At 63.9% G+C, this 17,696-nt stretch carries 20 protein-coding genes; 6 read left to right on the forward strand and 14 right to left on the reverse strand.

Annotated elements, in window-relative coordinates; genetic code table 11:
- Positions 1 to 182 precede the first annotated feature (182 nt).
- The 4 genes from AC50X5_RS14715 to AC50X5_RS14730 are packed head-to-tail and all read left to right on the forward strand — an operon-like array spanning position 183 to position 3,372.
- The gene (locus AC50X5_RS14715; RefSeq protein ID WP_494976814.1) at positions 183 to 1,676 is read left to right on the forward strand and encodes an APC family permease; all 1,494 of its coding nucleotides are present in this window, start codon (positions 183 to 185) and stop codon (positions 1,674 to 1,676) included.
- A gap of 38 nt (positions 1,677 to 1,714) precedes the next feature.
- Entirely contained in the window at positions 1,715 to 2,620 is a 906-nt protein-coding gene (locus AC50X5_RS14720) for an alpha/beta fold hydrolase (RefSeq protein ID WP_494976815.1), read from the forward strand.
- Positions 2,608 to 2,829, forward strand: coding sequence for a hypothetical protein (locus AC50X5_RS14725; protein WP_494976882.1), 222 nt, complete (start codon positions 2,608 to 2,610; stop codon positions 2,827 to 2,829). The genes AC50X5_RS14720 and AC50X5_RS14725 overlap by 13 nt, the downstream gene beginning before the upstream one ends.
- Positions 2,830 to 2,862: 33 nt before the next feature.
- The gene (locus tag AC50X5_RS14730; protein ID WP_494976816.1) at positions 2,863 to 3,372 is read left to right on the forward strand and encodes a mycothiol transferase; all 510 of its coding nucleotides are present in this window, start codon (positions 2,863 to 2,865) and stop codon (positions 3,370 to 3,372) included.
- 22 nt (positions 3,373 to 3,394) lie between these two features.
- Here the strand turns inward: AC50X5_RS14730 and AC50X5_RS14735 are convergent, their stop codons facing one another.
- From AC50X5_RS14735 to AC50X5_RS14760, 6 genes are all read right to left on the reverse strand, one after another.
- Positions 3,395 to 4,063, reverse strand: a complete 669-nt coding sequence (locus AC50X5_RS14735) for a TMEM175 family protein (protein ID WP_494976817.1) — start codon at positions 4,061 to 4,063, stop codon at positions 3,395 to 3,397.
- A 68-nt stretch (positions 4,064 to 4,131) separates the two neighbouring features.
- Positions 4,132 to 4,644: a hypothetical protein gene (locus tag AC50X5_RS14740; RefSeq protein WP_494976818.1), complete on the reverse strand. Its 513-nt coding sequence runs from the start codon at positions 4,642 to 4,644 to the stop codon at positions 4,132 to 4,134.
- A 143-nt stretch (positions 4,645 to 4,787) separates the two neighbouring features.
- The gene (locus AC50X5_RS14745) at positions 4,788 to 5,693 is read right to left on the reverse strand and encodes a cation diffusion facilitator family transporter (RefSeq protein WP_494976819.1); all 906 of its coding nucleotides are present in this window, start codon (positions 5,691 to 5,693) and stop codon (positions 4,788 to 4,790) included.
- A gap of 167 nt (positions 5,694 to 5,860) precedes the next feature.
- Positions 5,861 to 6,238 carry an ArsR/SmtB family transcription factor gene (locus AC50X5_RS14750; protein WP_494976820.1) on the reverse strand — a complete coding sequence of 126 codons (378 nt, stop codon included), beginning with the start codon at positions 6,236 to 6,238 and terminating at the stop codon, positions 5,861 to 5,863.
- Between the two features lie 161 nt (positions 6,239 to 6,399).
- Entirely contained in the window at positions 6,400 to 6,753 is a 354-nt protein-coding gene (locus AC50X5_RS14755) for an MATH domain-containing protein (RefSeq protein ID WP_494976821.1), read from the reverse strand.
- Positions 6,754 to 6,825: 72 nt separating this feature from the next.
- Positions 6,826 to 8,073, reverse strand: a complete 1,248-nt coding sequence (locus tag AC50X5_RS14760; RefSeq protein ID WP_494976822.1) for an MFS transporter — start codon at positions 8,071 to 8,073, stop codon at positions 6,826 to 6,828.
- A gap of 283 nt (positions 8,074 to 8,356) precedes the next feature.
- Here AC50X5_RS14760 and AC50X5_RS14765 point away from each other — a divergent pair, with 283 nt between their 5' ends.
- Positions 8,357 to 9,229, forward strand: a complete 873-nt coding sequence (locus tag AC50X5_RS14765; protein WP_494976883.1) for a 2-hydroxyacid dehydrogenase — start codon at positions 8,357 to 8,359, stop codon at positions 9,227 to 9,229.
- A gap of 27 nt (positions 9,230 to 9,256) precedes the next feature.
- On the opposite strand, the gene AC50X5_RS14770 is transcribed toward AC50X5_RS14765, so the two are convergent.
- The 6 genes from AC50X5_RS14770 to AC50X5_RS14795 all read right to left on the reverse strand — a co-directional run bounded on the left by AC50X5_RS14770 (position 9,257) and on the right by AC50X5_RS14795 (position 14,568).
- A complete protein-coding gene (locus tag AC50X5_RS14770; RefSeq protein WP_494976823.1) occupies positions 9,257 to 10,117 on the reverse strand; it encodes an alpha/beta fold hydrolase in 861 nt (286 codons plus the stop codon).
- Between the two features lie 53 nt (positions 10,118 to 10,170).
- Positions 10,171 to 11,175 carry a bile acid:sodium symporter family protein gene (locus AC50X5_RS14775; RefSeq protein ID WP_494976824.1) on the reverse strand — a complete coding sequence of 335 codons (1,005 nt, stop codon included), beginning with the start codon at positions 11,173 to 11,175 and terminating at the stop codon, positions 10,171 to 10,173.
- A 63-nt stretch (positions 11,176 to 11,238) separates the two neighbouring features.
- A complete protein-coding gene (locus AC50X5_RS14780; RefSeq protein WP_494976825.1) occupies positions 11,239 to 11,667 on the reverse strand; it encodes a VOC family protein in 429 nt (142 codons plus the stop codon).
- Positions 11,668 to 11,705: 38 nt separating this feature from the next.
- Entirely contained in the window at positions 11,706 to 12,521 is an 816-nt protein-coding gene (locus AC50X5_RS14785; protein WP_494976826.1) for an alpha/beta fold hydrolase, read from the reverse strand.
- 57 nt (positions 12,522 to 12,578) lie between these two features.
- Positions 12,579 to 14,189 carry a serine hydrolase domain-containing protein gene (locus AC50X5_RS14790; RefSeq protein ID WP_494976827.1) on the reverse strand — a complete coding sequence of 537 codons (1,611 nt, stop codon included), beginning with the start codon at positions 14,187 to 14,189 and terminating at the stop codon, positions 12,579 to 12,581.
- Positions 14,190 to 14,256: 67 nt separating this feature from the next.
- The gene (locus AC50X5_RS14795) at positions 14,257 to 14,568 is read right to left on the reverse strand and encodes a hypothetical protein (RefSeq protein ID WP_494976828.1); all 312 of its coding nucleotides are present in this window, start codon (positions 14,566 to 14,568) and stop codon (positions 14,257 to 14,259) included.
- A gap of 572 nt (positions 14,569 to 15,140) precedes the next feature.
- On the opposite strand from AC50X5_RS14795, the gene AC50X5_RS14800 reads away from it, so the two are divergent.
- Positions 15,141 to 15,758, forward strand: a complete 618-nt coding sequence (locus AC50X5_RS14800) for a hypothetical protein (protein ID WP_494976829.1) — start codon at positions 15,141 to 15,143, stop codon at positions 15,756 to 15,758.
- Between the two features lie 36 nt (positions 15,759 to 15,794).
- On the opposite strand, the gene AC50X5_RS14805 is transcribed toward AC50X5_RS14800, so the two are convergent.
- Entirely contained in the window at positions 15,795 to 16,547 is a 753-nt protein-coding gene (locus tag AC50X5_RS14805) for an ArsR/SmtB family transcription factor (RefSeq protein WP_494976830.1), read from the reverse strand.
- Positions 16,548 to 16,610: 63 nt separating this feature from the next.
- The gene (locus AC50X5_RS14810; RefSeq protein WP_494976831.1) at positions 16,611 to 17,681 is read right to left on the reverse strand and encodes a LacI family DNA-binding transcriptional regulator; all 1,071 of its coding nucleotides are present in this window, start codon (positions 17,679 to 17,681) and stop codon (positions 16,611 to 16,613) included.
- Between the last annotated feature and the right edge of the window lie 15 nt (positions 17,682 to 17,696).

The following is a 17,696-nucleotide window of genomic DNA, read 5'->3' on the forward strand; positions in this document are numbered from 1 at the left end:
TGGGCAGGGAACCATCGAGACGGCCAGGCCGGAGGCGTCCCGATGGCAGCACCCGCACACTCGTCGCCTCGACACAGGTGTTGCCAAAGTGACGCAAGGGGTCCACAGTGATAGGGATCACGCCGTGGCCGCAGCCCGGGCACGGTTCCTCAGGTAGCCGTGAGTCCGCTGTGGAGGTCACTATGAGTACCGCGTCCGATCAGGTTTCCGACGTCACCCCCGACAATCACGAGCCAGCGCTCAAACGCGTCCTCGGGCCCAAGCTTTTGCTCCTGTTTATTGTGGGCGACATCCTGGGCGCCGGCGTCTACGCGGTCACCGGCACCATGGCGGGGACGGTAGGCGGCATCGTCTGGTTGCCGTTCCTGCTGGCGTTCGTGGTCGCGACGTTGACGGCGTTCTCCTACCTGGAATTGGTGACCCAGTATCCGCAAGCGGCAGGCGCGGCGTTGTATACGCACAAAGCGTTCGGCATCCACTTCGTCACCTTCCTGGTGGCGTTCGCCGTGGTCTGTTCCGGCATCACCAGTGCCTCCACCTCAGCGAATGTGCTGGCGCAGAACTTCTTCGGCGGAATGGAAATCAACGGCTGGATGGGGGCAGCGGATCCAGGAGTCATAACCGCCGTCGCCATGTGCTTCATGATCCTGCTGGCGGCGATCAACCTGCGCGGCGTGGGCGAGAGCGTGAAGTTCAATGTGGTGTTGACCGCGGTGGAGGTGGTCGCGCTGTCCATCGTCATCGGCGTCGGCTTCTATGTCATGGCGCAGGGCACCGGAAACCCTGGCGAGATCTTCGTCTTCAACGATTCCCAGGACAAGGGAATGTTCCTCGCTGTTACGGCGGCCACCTCCATCGCGTTCTTTGCCATGGTGGGTTTTGAGGACTCCGTGAACATGGTGGAGGAAACGAAGGAGCCGGAAAAGATCTTCCCGCGCACCATGCTGACGGGGCTTGGTATCGCGGTGATCCTCTACATGCTGGTGGCGATCTCCGTGGTGAGCGTGCTGACGCCCACGGAGCTGGCAGACATCCGGGAAGCCGAAGGTGCGGCGCTGCTCGAGGTAGTCCATAAGGGCTCGCCCGACTTCCCCATCGACAGGATCTTCCCGTTCCTGGCTGTCTTCGCTGTAGCCAACACAGCGCTGATCAACATGCTGATGGCCAGTCGGCTAATCTACGGTATGGCGCGGCAGCAGGTCCTGCCGCGGGCGCTGGGCAAGGTGCTCCCGGTTCGCCGCACCCCGTGGGCCGGCATCCTCTTCTCCACCGTCCTGGCGTTGGGTCTCATCTGGTACGTCAGCAGCGATCCGGAGAGCAACATCGTGGCCAACCTGTCCGGCACCACCGCTTTCCTGCTGCTGTGTGTCTTCACAGTGGTCAATGTGGCCTGCGTCGTCCTCCGGCGTAAGCGCGATCCGAACCGTAAAGTCTTCTTCACTTCTCCTGGCCAGCTGCCGCTGCTGGCCGCCCTGTTGTGCGCCTTTCTGGCCGGACCATGGGTGGGCCGCAATCCCATCCAGTACCAGGTAGCCGCAGGACTCATGGCCATTGGCGTGGTGCTGTGGTTCGTGACCTGGCTGATCACCCGCCGGTCCAACGGTGGGCCGGGCGAACCGGTGGGAATCCAGAACATCGGCCGCGACGAGGACATTCCGCCAGCTCCAAGGCACTGACGGAGGATCACCGCCAGGACTGCTGGTACCGTCAGGGCATGCATTCAGTAACGCATGGCCAGGGCACGCCGCTGCTCATGATCCACGGATTCTGCATGGACCACAGGTTCCTGTTGAGCTTGGAGCCGATGTTCAATGGGCGGTCCGGATGGCAACGTGTTTACGTGGACCTTCCCGGGATGGGTAAAACTCCTGCAGGACCTGACATTGATGGTGCCGAGGCTGTGGCCGCCAAGGTTGCCGCCTTCGCCCGCAGCGCCTTCGGTGACCGACCATTTGCTGTGCTGGGCAATTCATTCGGCGGACTGATCGCCCGCCGCATCGCCAACGAGTTCGGTGAGCAGGTATTGGGACTGGCGCTCCTTTGCCCCGTCATCTTCTCGGAGCACTCTGAGCGTGAGGTGCCGCCGCGGACCGTGCTGCGCAGGGAGCCGGCAGTTACGGAAAACCTAAGCGCAGATGATGCCGCCGGATACACGGACATGGCGGTCATTGAATCACAGCAGAACTGGGAGCTGTTCCGGGACCACGCCCTTCCCGGACTCAGGGCTTTCGACCCCCGTGCTGTGGCTCGAATTGCGGGTCGTTATTCACTGGCCCGGCGTCCGGAAACCGGGGAGTTTAACGGTCCGACGGTCATAATCACGGGGCGCCAGGATCACGTGGTCGGCTACCGGATGCCTTCAAGCTCCTCGAAGACTATCCGCGGGCCACGATCTCCGTTTTGGACGGTGCAGGCCACAACGCGCACCTGGATCAGCCCGGACTGGTCACTTCCATGCTTGGCGAGTGGCTGGACCGAATCACCGTCAACCAGGTCCAGACGGTCCGGTAGCGGCGGCAGGCCAGTACCTTACGACGTCGGTGCTGCCGCCATCTCCGGTGTAAAGTCTTCCCTTTCCGCCATCCAACGAAACTTTCGTAGTGCGTGGTGCTGCTACTAGGCTTGGGGAACGGAAAACCCGCAGGATCTGAGGCGTGTGCGTCCGGATTGAGCGTGGGAACTTTCCGTCAACCCGTGGTGCAGATGGCGGAGACCGGCACCCGCACGCTGCTCCGCCACCTCGAGGGGGACGAGGAACTGCCGCAGCGCATTGAGCTGGGCACCGAACTGGTCATTCGGGGCTCGACGGCGGCCCCCGGGAAGGCATAGTAGGAACCTGAAGGATTAGAGAAAGGCGACTCGATGAAATCCAACGAACTACTGCTGGACGCTTTTGGCAGGATCCGCGAAACGGTGGAAGAGACCCTTGATGCAGTGGACAGCAGGTCACTGGCCCGCCGGCCATCAGGCAATGGCAACTCCATCGCCTGGCTGATCTGGCACCTCAGCCGGGTCGAGGATGTGCAGGTGGCCGAGATCGCCGGCCTGGAACAGGCGTGGACGCTGCACGAGTTCGCGGGCCGCTTCGCGCTGCCACTGCCCGCCGAGGACACCGGCTACGGCCATTCCTCCCGGGAGGTGGATGTGGTCCAGGCCCGGCCGGAGCTGTTGCTGGAGTACTACGACGCCGTTCACCGGCAGACAATGGAGTTCCTGCAGGGCCTGACTGACGCGGACCTGGACCGCATCGTCGATACCAACTGGGACCCGCCGGTCACCGTGGGCGTCCGGCTCGTCAGCACCCTTGCTGACTGCCTGCAACACGTGGGCCAGGCCGCGTTCGTGTTGGGCCTGGCGCCGGAGGCCACCTAAGGGAAGACCCGCCGCCAGGAAGTCAAGATTCCGGGGGTCGCAGGGACGGCGTGATGCTGCCGCCGTCGGGAGGCTCAGTTACTGGTGCCCGCTTACGGGACAGCTTGCGGGACAGAAGCGCTGCGGGCACGATCAGGAACCACAGGTAGGGCGTGTTGCTCAGCAGGAAAAACGCTGCGGGAATGCTCAGGAGGAACACCGCCGGCGCCGCCAACCGGCCCCAGAACACCCGCCAGTGCTCGGCGGCGTCCACCGTGTGGTCGGTGAGCCCCTTGCGCCAGGCATACGTCCACATGCCGCTGAGGGTGATGTAAACGCCGGAAATGGTGGCGGCGTAAAGGACGCTCGGCCATGGAGTGTTGTACCCTCCATAGTCACTGAGCACAGCGGTGCTGGCGGGCAGCATCACAATGAAAAACAACAGCAACATGTTCAGCCAAGCCAGCGGGGCATTGAATTCGCGGATCCGGAAGAAGTCATTGTGATGGGACATCCACACGCGGGCAATGATCAGGAAGGACAAGGCGAAGGCAACCAGCTCTGGAATGCCGCCGACAAGTTCAGCATTGAAGCGTTCCGGCGGAATCCCGACAGGCAGCTTGAGGTCCAGGGCCAACAGCGTCAGCGCGATGGCGAAAACTGCGTCGCTGAAGAACAGCATTCGTTCCAGCAGGACCGACTTGTCCACCATGGGAATCCTTCCCCGCCGTTGCCCGGCCGATGACGCACGCCGGCTCTCCCTGGGCACACTCTAGGGGTTCAGGAGCGCCGGGACAACGCCTTGGCAGCCATGGCTGCCGGCTGGGCGAACTTGGCGACCAGACGGGGTGACTGGGTCAGGATCACAACAGTCAACAGCGCTGCGGCTACGTGTGTGTCAAGCATCAGTTCGATGGCGTGGTGGCCGCCTGCCGCCGGTACAGCCTGCGGTTCGGGCAGATCAATAGGTGCATCGTGTGGATGCCCGCGCGATGTGCCCCCGCCGCTGACCGGAAAGGCCGCGAACGCAAGGTGCAGAAGCTGCTGAACTACTCCTGACCCGATGAGCAGCATCCACGTCCGGATTCGTCGGCCCGCCAGCATGGACGCGGCCATACTCAACAGAGCAGCCAGCGCCAGCAGGATCGATGGAACCGGAACAGCTTCGCCGCTTACGGCGTGCGCAGCGGCGCCGAGGGCAACAGCTAGGGGACCGGTTGCCCAGGCCGCGTAAAGCCGGGCCTTGGGCCCGTTACCTGCCGTCACCGCTACCTCCCGGTATTTCGTCACCATTTAAGTTCCACCATGGATGGCTTGCCGCCCCCATGTGGATACGTACCCCGTTTTCCGGGCAGTTCACGCCCGGGCCTGCCTTCAGCTGCCCACGCTGGAGCATACCCCGGATAGGTTCCGGGTGCTCGAAGTCCCGGCCGGTCTCATCCTTCCGGGTTCGGCAGACTTTCATGCTCGCTGCTGTTGATGTACCGGGGAACAATGGTGACCGAGCCGATGTTGGGCAAAGCAGTGCGGACGGCACGGTCGATGCGAGCGGATTGCCGGGCCAGCCCTGTCATGCTGACGGTTGTCTCAACCACAGGAATCGTCACTTCTGCCAGGAGGCGGTGTCCTGACCAGCGCAAGCGTGAGGCTGTCCCTTGTGGGCAGTGGCTTTGCACTGCTGCTGCGAGTTTGTCGGTGAGAGCGGGGTCGACACCGTCCATGAGCCGGCGGCCGATGTCCCGGACGGTTCCCCAGAGCAGCACCGCAATCGCTGCAGAGATCAGCATCCCGATGATTGGATCGGCGAGGGGGAATCCGAGCCAGATGCCAATCACGCCGGCGACGACGGCCAAAGACGTGAAGCCGTCGGTGCGGGCGTGAATTCCGTCTGCGACGAGGGCTGCTGAACCGATTTTCCGTCCGACGGGGATCCGGTAGACCGCGACGAGCTCATTACCGGCGAAGCCAACGATGCCGGCGGCAAGGACCCAGCCCAGGTTCTCCACGGGTTGGGGTTCGAAGAAGCGGCGGATGGATTCGACTGCTGCCACCACAGCCGACAGGGCGATCATCGCGACGATGAAGAGCCCGGCCAGGTCTTCGGCTCGGCCAAAGCCGTAGGTATAGGTCCTGGTCGCAGCCCGGCGGCCGAGAAGGAAAGCGACCCAGAGCGGCACAGCTGTCAGGGCGTCGGAAAAATTATGGACGGTGTCGGCCAGCAGCGCCACCGAGCCGCTAATCAGGACGATGACCAGTTGGAACGCCGCCGTCACCCCAAGTACGGCCAATGAGATTTTTACCGCCCGGATCCCCTGGGCGCTGCTTTCCAGTGCAGAATCCATGGAATCAGCAGAGTCGTGGGAATGCGGCACGACCTGTTGCCTGATCCAACCGACGAACCCCGTTCCATGGGAGTGCCCGTGATCGTCGTGGGGATGGGAGTGTCTCCCGTGGCCGTGGTGTTCATCCTGGTGCGGGTTAGCACCGTGGCCGGAACCAGCCCGGCCGTTCATTGCCCTGCTGTCTCTGAGCCGTGGTGCGGGTGAAGTCTGTGGTGGGGTGCGGTGCCCAAGGCGTGCTCAGCCTGATGGATCGCATCGGCGACGAGTTCCCAGGCGTGCCCATCCTGCAGACGGTAGTAGACCTTTGTCCCTTCCTGCCTGGTGGTGACCATCCGAGCCAGGCGCATCTTCGCCAGATGCTGGGACACTGCGGCAGCAGACTTTCCTGCTTTCTCCGCCAGCGCATTCACTGGTAACTCCCCGTCCCGCAGGGCAAGAATCAGCCGGACCCTGGTCGCATCGGCCAGCATGGCAAAGACTTCAACGGCCAACTCGACATATTCACTGTCCGGTGTCAATGCGCATGTCCGCTTATCTGCATTCATAAGCAAATACTTGCATACCCCGGGTGAGGCGTTCCACCATTCCCGGGTGAATCCAGGGCTGCGCCATAGATGTGCCCGAACACTATGACAAGACGATTCGTATCAAGCCAAGAACCCCGCAGCGCTGAGCGTTGCGGGGTCCTTGGCTACCAGGCGGAGGGCTACTCAGCACCGGATTTCTGTTCACGGTCTATGAGGTTCTTCTTGATCTCGTCGAACTTCTCCTTGATGACCCGTTCTGCCTCGGAGAGGGTCTTCCCGGCCGTGCTCAGGGGATCCAGTTGCAAGTAGACGTCCTGGGTGACGGGGAGGTCGTATTCGTCTTTCAGATGAGTGCCGCCACCTACGCCTTGGAGGGACAGGTACACCTGAGCGTCCGTGCGGGCGATGCCGGCGAGCGTTCCGAAGACGACCGTGAAGTCGTTCGACTGGAAGCTCACCGTCTGGCCGATATGGCTCCGGTCAAGATCGCCGGCTGCTACTGGCTTCTCGGAAGCACTTCCGCTGTAGTTCATGGACTTCTCCTCAATAGGTGGAGTGACACGTACTCCAGCAGTCTACAAAAGCAGTTGAGGAAAGCGACTGGGTCAGGCCGGGGGCTGCGCCTGCAGCGGAGGCGCGGACGTTTCCCGTCGCACCTCGCCAGGACCCGGCGGATACGCCGCCTTCCGACCGGCGAAGGCAATAACGAGTGCCGCGACCACCGGAAGGGCGGCGGCTGCGGGCACCAGCACCGGGCCGGCAAGCACCAGGGCAGCCGAGCCGTAGAGGGCACCGATGGTAATGCCCACCTGGATGGTGAGGACCGTGATTCCGTTCGCGGCGTCCTTGTTTTCCCGGCCGGCGCGGAGGATCGCTGACTGGTTGTAAATGCCCACCGCTCCGAGGCCCGCCCCCCACACGGTCATCAGCGCCAGGGCGAACACGAGGCTGCCGTTCACGAAAGGCAACAGGAGCATCGAGACGGCGATTGCCGCCGTCGTGATCAACAATGAACGCCGGGGGTGGGAATCGACGGTGAGTCCCGCGATCCAGATGCCAAGGAGGCCGGCCACGCCGAGCACGGTGAGGGAGAGACTGATGGCGTAGTCCGGCAGGCCGGCGCCGTGGATATACGGGGCGATGTAGGTGAACAGTGCGAAGTGGGCCAGGATCAGCAGCGGCCAGGCGATGGCGATGGACTTCACGCCCGGCTGGACAATGGCCGCGCGCAGCGAGGGCCGGCTCTCGCCGGCGGCGCGCCGGACGGACGGGAGGAGGAAGAAGCCAAGGACGGCGAGCAGCAGCCCGAAGCCCGCGAGCAGCATAAACGCCGCACGCCAACCCATCAGGCCGCCCAGCGCGGTGCCCACCGGAGCGCCGATGGCCAGGCCCAGGCTGTTTCCGCTGAAGACGATGGCCAGGGCCTTGCCCACCTTGTCAGCCGGGACCACGCGGCTGACGTACGGTGCCATGGTGGTCCAGAGCAGGCCGTGCGCCAGCCCGCCCACCAGTCGGGCAATCATGGCGGCGGTGAAGTCCGGCGCCAGGCCCACCATGGCGTTGCTGACCGCGAAAGTCAGGACCAACGCCACGAGCAGGGGCCGCTTCGGTACGTTGGCAAGCAGCCGCGCTGCCGGCACCACGGTGACCACAATGACGGCGGCATACGCTGCGGCGAGATAGCCGGCTACCGGCTCGGACACGTTGAGGCCCTCACTCATCTGGGGGAGGAGGCCGGAGGGCAGCAGTTCGGTGGTGATGGCAGTGAAGGCGATGGTGGCCAGGACCATCATGGCGGCCAGCGGGAATCGCTGGACCGTCGGCGCGGAAATCGCGGACTTCGCGGAGGACATGGGGAAGTTCCATTCAAGGAGGAGGGGTATGGAACCGGGCGCTCATTGCCTATAATTCCTCGGTTAAATCTACCGGATAAGCGGGGGAATGAGGAGTACGACGCCGGCACCCACCTGAGTGCGGAAGTCCGGGTGTAACGTTCAGGCCGGCGGGCGGGCTGGAACTGCGGATGAGACGCCGTTGCCGCCCCGATGTGACCCGTGGCAAACTCGTGCGGTGACGATCAATAATGCGCAAACCCGGCTGAGGGTAAGCCTGCCCAGCCAGGAACTGCTGGACGCGATGGAGCCGGATGCCGGCGTCGAATATTTCCTCTGGGACCTGACCGGCGCGCCGCCCGCAGAACAGTTCGATCTGCTGGTGCCGCCCTACATGGGCAAACCCGATGTGCTGTCGGCGCTGGACGGCGTGGACGTGGGACTGGTGCAGGGGCAATCAATCGGGTACGACGGCGTCGCGGATGTTCTGCCCAGCGGCTTCGTTTTCGCCAACGCAGCCGGGGTCCATGAAACGTCGACGGCGGAACTCGCGGTGGGCATGATGATCGCCAGCCAGCGGGGGTTGGCCGATTTTGCCCGCAACCAGCTGGACGGGACCTGGGACAACCGGCAGCGGCCCAGCCTGGCGGACCGGCGCGTCCTGCTGGTGGGGTATGGCGGAGTGGGCAAGGCGATTGAGGCAAGGCTGCTGCCGTTCGAAACGCAGGTCACCCGGTTGGCCAGCCGCGCCCGCGAGGATGAACGGGGCCGGATTTACGGGATCGACTCCTTGTTTGAGCATTTGCCCCAGCACGAGATTGTGGTGGTCAGCGTACCCCTGGGTGAGCAGACCCGCCAGCTGGTGGACGCCAGGTTCCTGGCCGCGATGCCGGACGATGCGTTGCTGGTGAATGTTGGGCGCGGGCAGGTGGCCGATACTGAGGCGCTGCTGAAGGAGACGTCATCAGGAAGGCTCCGCGCCGCCTTGGACGTGACTGACCCCGAACCGCTGCCGGCCGACCACCCGCTGTGGACGGTGCCCGGGGTGCTCATCACTCCGCACGTTGGCGGCGCGAGTTCGGCGATGTTCCCGCGGATGGTCCGGTTGGTCAAGAAACAGATCGGGCTGATGCTGGAAGGCAAGGAACCGGTGAACGTAGTCCTGCCCGGTGGTTGAGCTTGTCGAAAAGCCGGACGTGTTCGTCTAGTCAGGTAGGAAATCAGCCAGAGCCCGGCTTAGTGCATCGGGTGCTTCCTCGGCGACGTGGTGTCCGGAATCAATGCCGTGTCCTCGGACGTCATGGGCCCATGCCCGCCAGATGGTCAGTGGATTGCCGTAAAGCTGTTCGAGGTCGTCCCGCAGAGACCACAGGACCAGCAGGGGCACGGTAAGCCGCCGCCCTGCAGCTCTATCGGCTTCCTCATGGTCTCGGTCGATGGTGAGTCCGGCACGATAGTCCTCCAGCATGGCGCGCACAACCTGCGGTTTGCGAATGGCGTTGCGCCACTCGGCGTAGTTCACGGCACCCATCGATTGGGGGTCGCCCTGGTACCAGCTGTCGGGGTCTGCGTTGATGACTCGCTCGGGGATCTCGGGTTGTGCGTAGAAGAACCAGTGCCACCACATTGTCGCGAAACGGGCATCTGCGCGGCCCAGGTGTTCGCTGATCGGGATGCAGTCCAGCAAGGCGAGGTGGTCGATGCGGTGCTCGTGATCGAGCGCAAGGCGCAGCGCGACGTAGCTCCCTCGATCGTGCCCGACGAGGTGGAAGCGTTCGTGCCCGAGCGCGGTCATCAGTTGGGCCATGTCCCCGGCCATGGCTCGCTTCGAATGAGCGCTGTGGTCCGGCGTGGGCGCCGGTCCCGTTGACAGACCGTATCCGCGCAGGTCCGGGCACACCACAGTGAAACCAGCCTTGACCAGCTGCGGGGCTACCTGATGCCACGTCGCTCCAGTGCGCGGGTGTCCGTGCAGCAACAAAACCGCGGGCCCATTGCCTCCATGCCGGACGTGCAACACCGCGTCTCCGACTTCAACTTCCTCAACGATGAAATCCTCAAACATTCCCCCATCATCCCTGACGGACAGTGGAGGACCCCCTGGCGCGACGTGCCGCTTTACTCGGTAACGGCCGCTGGCACCGCGTCACCGCTGCGCACGTCAGGAGTGCTGCGGCGACGCCAGTATGCGGCCAGGACCGCACCGGAAACGTTGTGCCAGACCGAGAAGATGGCGCCGGGCAGGGCCGCTTCGGGCGTCAGGTACTGGCGGGCCAGGCCTGCCGCAAGCCCTGAGTTCTGCATGCCGACCTCAATTGCTGTAGTACGCCGGGACGGGATCGGCAGCCGGAACAGGCGGGCCGCGGCGTACCCGAGGGCATAGCCCAGGCCGTTGTGCAGAATGACAGCCAGGAGGACCAGCAGCCCGGCAGAGAAGATGGCGGCTGCACTTCCGGCAACCACAGCGACCACCACTACGGTGATGGCGATGACCGAAATCCAGGGAAGGGCAGGCAGCGCCCGGGTGACCAGGCGTGGCAGGAAGAACCGGAACACCAGCCCCAGCAGCACAGGCAACAGCACGATCTGGACGATGGACCACGCCATCGAACCGGCGTCGACCGGCATGTACTGGCCGGCCAGCCACAGCGCCAACGCCGGGGTCAGCAGCGGAGCAAGCAAGGTTGACACGGTGGTCATGGCGACGGACAGCGCCACATCGCCCCTGGCCAGGTAGGACACCACGTTGGAGGCCGTTCCACCCGGGCAGCAACCCACCAGGATAACGCCGGCAGCCAGCGCCGGCGGCAGCCCCAATGCGGCCGCGATCGCCCAGCCCAACAGCGGCATGATCACGTACTGTGCCACAACGCCAATGACCACCGGAATAGGGCGCCTGGCGATGACGGCGAAGTCAGGGGGCGTAAGCGTCAGGCCCATGCCGAACATGATGATACCCAGCAGTGGGGTGATCCAAGGGGCCAGCCCTGTGAAGGCTGAGGGAGCGGTAAGCGCCACGGCACCACCGGCCAGGATCAGCACGGGGAAAAGAGTGACGGCGATGCGGGCGCTGCGTTCTTCGGCGGCGGACGCCGTCGCGGAAGAACTGGATGAAGAAGACATAGCTAACGGATTATCACAGTGGGCGTTTGGTTTCTGAATTAGAGCGGGTTGATGACGCTCAACTCAGCCGAGAACGACCGTACCGTCGTCCTTGATGTGCCAGCCGGGGTTGTGGGCGATTTCCCAGATGATGCCGTTGGGGTCCTTGACGTGGCCGTGGAAGATGCCGCCGAACTCGCCGGCCTGCGTCGGCTTCAGGATGGTGCCGCCCGCCGCGGCGAGCTTCTCAATGGTGCTGGAGACCTCGGCCGCGCTGCCGACGTTGTGCGAAAGGGTCACTCCGCTGACTCCGGCGGTGTCCGGGCTGTTGAGGTCCTGTCGGAATTTCGCGGCGTCGAACAGGCCGAGAACCATCCCGGGCGCCACCTGGAAGAAGAGGATTTCGCCCGGGACATCCATCAGCGGGTCCCAGCCCAGTCCCACGCTGTAGAACTGGCGGGCGCGGTCGAGGTCCTCGGTGGCGAAGGTGATGAAGTGCAGTTTCTGGTCCATAGGGGAAATGGTAGGCCTGGCTCCGGCCCCGCCTGTACCTACTCCGCGGCGGGAGTAACCTGCCTCAGTGCGGTGAGGAACGCCGTCGTATCTTTTGCCACCTGGTCCGGGCACTCCCAGAGCACCAGGTGCCCGACGCCGGGATAGACCGTCAACACAGAGTCGGCGATCCGGCGCGCCAGGGATTCCTGGTCCCTGCGGGGCAGAAGGCCGTCCTTCGCGCCCCAGAGGATTAGCGCGGGCGCGTGGATGGTTCCGGCTTCCGTGGGAGGGGTGGCCTCGCAGAGCCCGTTGAGGATTCCTTTCCAGGCGTGGGCGGGCATCCTGAGGCCGTCGCGCACGCGGTCTTCGATGAACCAGTGCGGGACCTCGTGCAGCAGCGGAAACCAGGCCAGTGTGTCCCTGACCCAGGGTCCATCGAGCGGGTCCATGAGCTTGTCCACTTCGTCAGCGAACGGCGGGCGTCCCTGAAGGCTTAAGGGCGTGCCCACCAAAACCAGTGCAGCGACCTGATCCGGATGCGCAACCGCGAGTTGCTGGGCGACGTAGCCACCGCTGGAGGAGCCGACGACGTAGGCGCTCGGCACGCTGAGGGCATCCAGGATGGCTGCGGCGTCCTGGGCCTGCTGTGCCAGGGAATAACCGCCCTCCGGTTTGTCCGCCTCGCCCTGCCCGCGGAGGTCCGGTGCATACACGGTGAAGCCGGTCAGCAGCGGTATGAGGCGGTCAAAGCTGCCGCTGGATTCACCCCAGGCGTGCAGGAGCAGCACCGGCTTCTTGCCGGCGTCGCCGTGGATGGAACACGGCACAGTGATGCCGGTGCGGAGCCTGAGGTACCGGACTTCGGAGTCCATAGCCTCAGGGTACGCCGGGAACGACGGCGGCACCCCGGCTTGCCGGTTCGGGTCACCTTAGAGTGCGGCAGGCTTAGCCGTTTGCCGTGTCGTGGGGCCAGTGCCGGTGCCTGCCCGGAGGCGGCTGAGCAGCCAAATGGTCCGCGGGATAGGCCAGAGAACGGCCAGCACGAGTACCGGCACCAGCGAGATGCCGACGTCGGGGAACTGCCGGATGATCACCAACAGGTGGGTGTCGAACTGCACTGGGGCATAGATGAAGCAGAGCCACAGGGCGAACCCGTCGAGGCCCAGGGCCGCGGCAGTCCACGCCAGGGGAGACCACCGCTTTCGGGATGACTCCCGCCGCCGGAGCAGGAACTTCAGCGACAACCACAGGCTCAGCAGCTCCGCGAGCAGGAGCCCCAGGGCGACGGCCCAGCTGTAGCGCTGCAGCCAGTCCTCCTGGATGACCGTGGGAATGGGGGCCTGGCCGTGGAGGATGCGCAGGAGGTTGGTGTCGATAGCCTTCAGCCGCGATGGGGCGGCTGTGTCGTTGCCGTTGATCACCAGGGCAACACCCAGGCCGGATTCCGGAACCATCGCCAGGTAGGTGTGGCTGTTACCCCACTCGCCCTGATGCTCCACGAGCAGCGGCAACTCCTCGTCCGGGACGGCAGGTGCCTCGGGATCTGTGGACTCCACCAGCGGCCGGGTGAACCAGCCCATGGCGTACCGCTTGGACCCGTCCACCTGCACAGCCGGTTCCAGCATCGCCGCCACGCTCTCCGGCCGGAGGATCCGTGCCCCGCGGTACCGGCCGCCGTCGAGCAGTGCAGTGAGTTCATGGCCCAGGTCCTCGGCCGAGGCATACAGGGTGGAGGACGGCATGCCGGTGGTTGGTGCGGGGACGTCGGTATGGCGCCAGAACCGGCCGAACCACAGCGAGTAACCCGCGGCTACGTCATCCGCGCGTGCCTCGGCCCGCGTCGAGTGGCTGTGCGTCATTTGCAGCGGCCCAAAGACGTGCTGCTCCAGGTACTGACCGAACGGCTGGCCGGATACCGTCTGCACCAAGAGGCCCAGGATGTTGAAGTTGGCGCTGGCATAGTGGAAGGCCCTGCCCGGTTCGCCGGCCAGCGCGGCATCTGACAAGGCGCGGACCCCCTGTTCCAGGGCTTCCGGGCCCTGCGCGTCGGAGGCTTCGAAGGCCGTGTCCCTGGATGCCATGCCGCTGGACTGGTGCAGCAGCTGGCGGACCGTGATGGCGGACGAGCGGCCGCTGTCCAGCGTGAACCAGGGCAGGTAGGTCTGCACCGGCTCATCCAGCCGCAGCCGGCCGGCTTCCACCTGCTGCATTACGGCGATCGCCGTAAGGGACTTGCTGGTGGAGGCCAGCAGGACGGGTGTCCGGGTGGTCATCGGCCGTCCGGTATCGTCGGCGCGGCCGAAGGCGGCGGAGTGCATCTGTGTGCCGTTATGGACGACGGCGACGGCAGCTCCCGGAATCCCGAGGGCGTCGATCTGCTCCCGGAGGAAGGAGTCTAGGGTTTCGTAGGTCTGCTGGGCGCTCGCCGGGGCGGGCGGGGGATTGGCGGGGTCGGGCGCAGGTGGGGTGGCGCCGCCGAAGATGCCGCCGGCTATGAGGCAGATCAGGAGGCAGCGCGCTGACCGGGAAATAGTTTGCATGCCACCCCTGCACTTCGGCCGACCGTCCCTTCACGGTAGGGCGCGGGCAGGTGGAACACAATGCATCTCAGCACTTGCGGTTCCGGGCCAGCCTGGCAAGCCGGAGGAAGCCGAGCACGAAGATCGCCTCGATCAGCAACATCAACCCGAACAGCAGCCACTGACGCTGCGCGATAAAGATGACTGCTCCGGTGACCGTCAGAGCGCTGCCGAGGATCAACGCATAGAGGGCAAAGCCAAGGGCCACGCTGGCGCTGCGCACCCCGGTCCGGAAGCCGAAGCCCTGCGGCTCGCCGCCGGGCAGGCCTGCGACGCGGTCGGGGGCTGCCGACTTGAGCCGGTCGAACTCATCCCAGAGATCCCGGTCCTGATCGGTCATTGGTTAATTATCCCGCGGAACGGGACCTCTGACCTCCATGGAATCTGCCTATTCCAGTTGGTGGATTTCAGGTCCATAATTGCAATTAAGCTCGAATTTACACAAGGGGGCGTCCAAGAGGCAGTTTCGGATTCTTGGAGACGGAGTGGAATCTATCTGTGCTTTTCAGTCATCGCGATTTTTGGGACATGCACTTGTTCCCGGACTGACAACGCTGGATTGATGCGATTTCAATCGAATAGGGGGCACGAATGAAGCGCTATAACCCGCCCAGCAATTGGCCGACGCCGCCTAGCGGATGGCGGCCGGGACCTGACTGGCAGCCCGATCCGTCTTGGGGTCCTCCACCTCCAGGCCACCAACTCTGGATCGATGATAGTGAAGCTAATGAGCCACCCACCCAGCGTGGCAAGGCCGTAACAATCACGGCGCTGATCTTGGCTGGAGTTGCGCTCCTCCTTTGTTGGATTCCTATTGTCAACAATGCAGTTTTCTTCCTCGGAGCCATCGCTGTCATTCTTGGCGTCATTGCAATTGTCCAGACGGTACGCGGCAGGTCGACTTATCGAGGAATGGCCATAGCCTCATTGGTTATCGGAGTCTTGTCCATTGTTGGGGTCCTCGCTACCCAAGCCATCTACTCGTCCATGCTAAGCGGCATTTCAGACGCAGTCGGCGGTGAGACGGTCGAGGGTGTCCAACCCGAACAGGAAGACGCCGACGCTGGCGGAGGGGGCGAACCGTCGCCAGCAGCAACGGGCACTGCCGAGCAGCCGCTTGCTATAGGCACCGTCGCACCGCTCGGCAAGGAGTACCAGGTTGCCGTGACGGGCGTGACTCTGAACGCCAACGATCAGATCGCGGCAGCAAATTCTTTCAACGAGCCACCAGCTGGCCAATATGTGCTGGTGCAACTCAGCACGACCTATGTTGGCGCCGAAGAAGGAACTCCTTGGATTGATCTAGCACCGACGTTCGTAGGCTCCGATGCGCGCCAATACGATGCCAGCGATTGCAGGGCCGTTGTGGAGCAGGGTGCAATGCAGATTCCGACGTTGGAAAATGGCGGGAGCGCGTCGTACCAGGTCTGTATGGACGTTCCCCCTGCAGCCATCGAGGGCGGCAAGATTTTCCTGGAGGATCAGTTCTCCTTCCAGGACAAGGCCCGGATCTATTGGGCGATACAGTGAGGATCTATTTCTCCACCTAGGTCGCTGATACGCGCCTTACGTGTACATCAGCGAGCCGGGCGTGGTCAGCTTCTCGCCGGTTTCGAGCCAGGTTTTCAGGCCGGAGAGGATCATCGGCCAGCCACCGTAGAGCTGCTCGTTGGCGCCTTCGCGGAGCTGGTCATGGGTGACGGTAAGCCGGCAGGAGTCGCCCACCGGTTCGATCTCCCACGTGATCCGGCTGGTGCCTTCAGCCTTGACATCATCACCCCAGAGCGCGCGCATGGTCTGGACGAGCTTCCGCGGCGGGTCCACTTCGAGGTTTTCGCCGTCACCCAGGAGTCCGCCGGCATTGGGGTTGCTCATTTCAAAGCGTGAGCCCGGCGTCCAGTCCGATTTGAGGGTGTTGCCGAACTGGTACTTGCTGCGGATGTCGCTGTCCGTGATGGCCTCCCAGAGCCGCTCCGGGGTGGTCTTGATATAGATTTCGAAGATCTTTTCCATGGGACTTTCCAATCTGGTTTTGAGGTCGCTGAGTCCAGCGGCCCAGGGTTCTGCGTATTTGCTGACCCAGCGGTCATGGACCAGGCGGATGGGTACCGGATTCAGGAAGTGCAGCTTCTCCCGGCCACGACGGCGGGTAACCACCAGGCCGGCTTCCTCCAGCAGCTTGAGGTGCTTCATCACCCCGTAGCGGGTCATCTCGAAATGGGCTTCGAGCGCGTGGAGCGTTTGCCCGTCCTCCCGGAACAGCTCATCGAGCAGGTCCCGGCGGGTGGGATCGGCAAGAGCTCTAAACAGGGCGTCCACAGTCCAAGAATAGGTGACTGTTTGGTCACCTGTCTAGGGGTCAGCAGGAGGCAAGGAACAAGGTCAAGCGATCCGCGGCGGACCTACCGAACCACGCCGCACCAGCGTTGCCGTGAGTTGCGGAGCCGGGGACACAGGCGTCCTGCCTTCGATCTGGCGGATAAGGGCTTCGGCGGCGGCCACGCCCATCTCGTAGGCAGGCTGCGCAATGACCGTTAGGGGCGGAGAGGTCAGGCGCGTCCAGGGGAAATTGTCGTACATCAGGAAAGAGACGTCATTCGGGATGGAGAGCCCCAAATCCTGGATGGCCTCCATCACGCTAAGCCCGATCAGGCCGTCGGAGGCGATGATCGCCGTCGCGGCATCAGGTTGCTGGAGCAGTTCCCGGGTGATCGCCTTGATGGACTCCGGGTCCCCGGCGTTGAGGCGGACCAGATCAGCGGGCTGGGTTAGGCCCGCCTGCTCGAAGGCCCGCTGCATTCCGTCCCGGCGCTCGGAGATCTGCGACGAGTCCAGGAGAACTCCGGGGGAGTAGGGCTCATTGATGCGGAGTGTGGAAATGAACGCGATGCGGCGGTGACCGGCCTCCAGCAGGTAGCGGGTGGACTCGTGGGCGATGCCCTCCATTTCCACGGCGACTGTCTCCGCGTCCAGGCCCTCGGCTTTGCGGTCCAGCAACACCAGCGGCCGCCCCGACGTGAAAACATCGCGTAAATGTTCCGTAGCCACGGAGGAGGCGGGGGCGATAATCAGGCCGTCGACGCGCTTGTCCAACAGCACCCGCACAGCCTCCATTTCGGCGGCTGTGTCCTCGTCGGTGTTGACCAGGATGACATTGAAGCCGCTCTTCTTGGTGATGTCTGTTATCCCCCGGGTTGCCAGGCCAAAATGTGGGTTTTCTATATCTCCCACCACCACTCCGATGGTGTTGGATTTTCCCGTATTCATGCTGCGGGCCAGCTCATTGGGCCGGTAGTTCAGCTCCTCCGCGGCGGCCAGGACCCGTTCGCGTACGTCTTCGCTGACGGCGCCGTAATTTCCCAGTGCCCGGGCAGCCTGCGCTTTCGAAACCTGCGCGGCTTTGGCGACGTCGGAGACCGTTACGTCTCTTCGCCGTGGAACGTCTGACTTCATGTCGGCCTTTCGCGG

This window comes from Pseudarthrobacter sp. MDT1-40-2 (assembly GCF_059383595.1).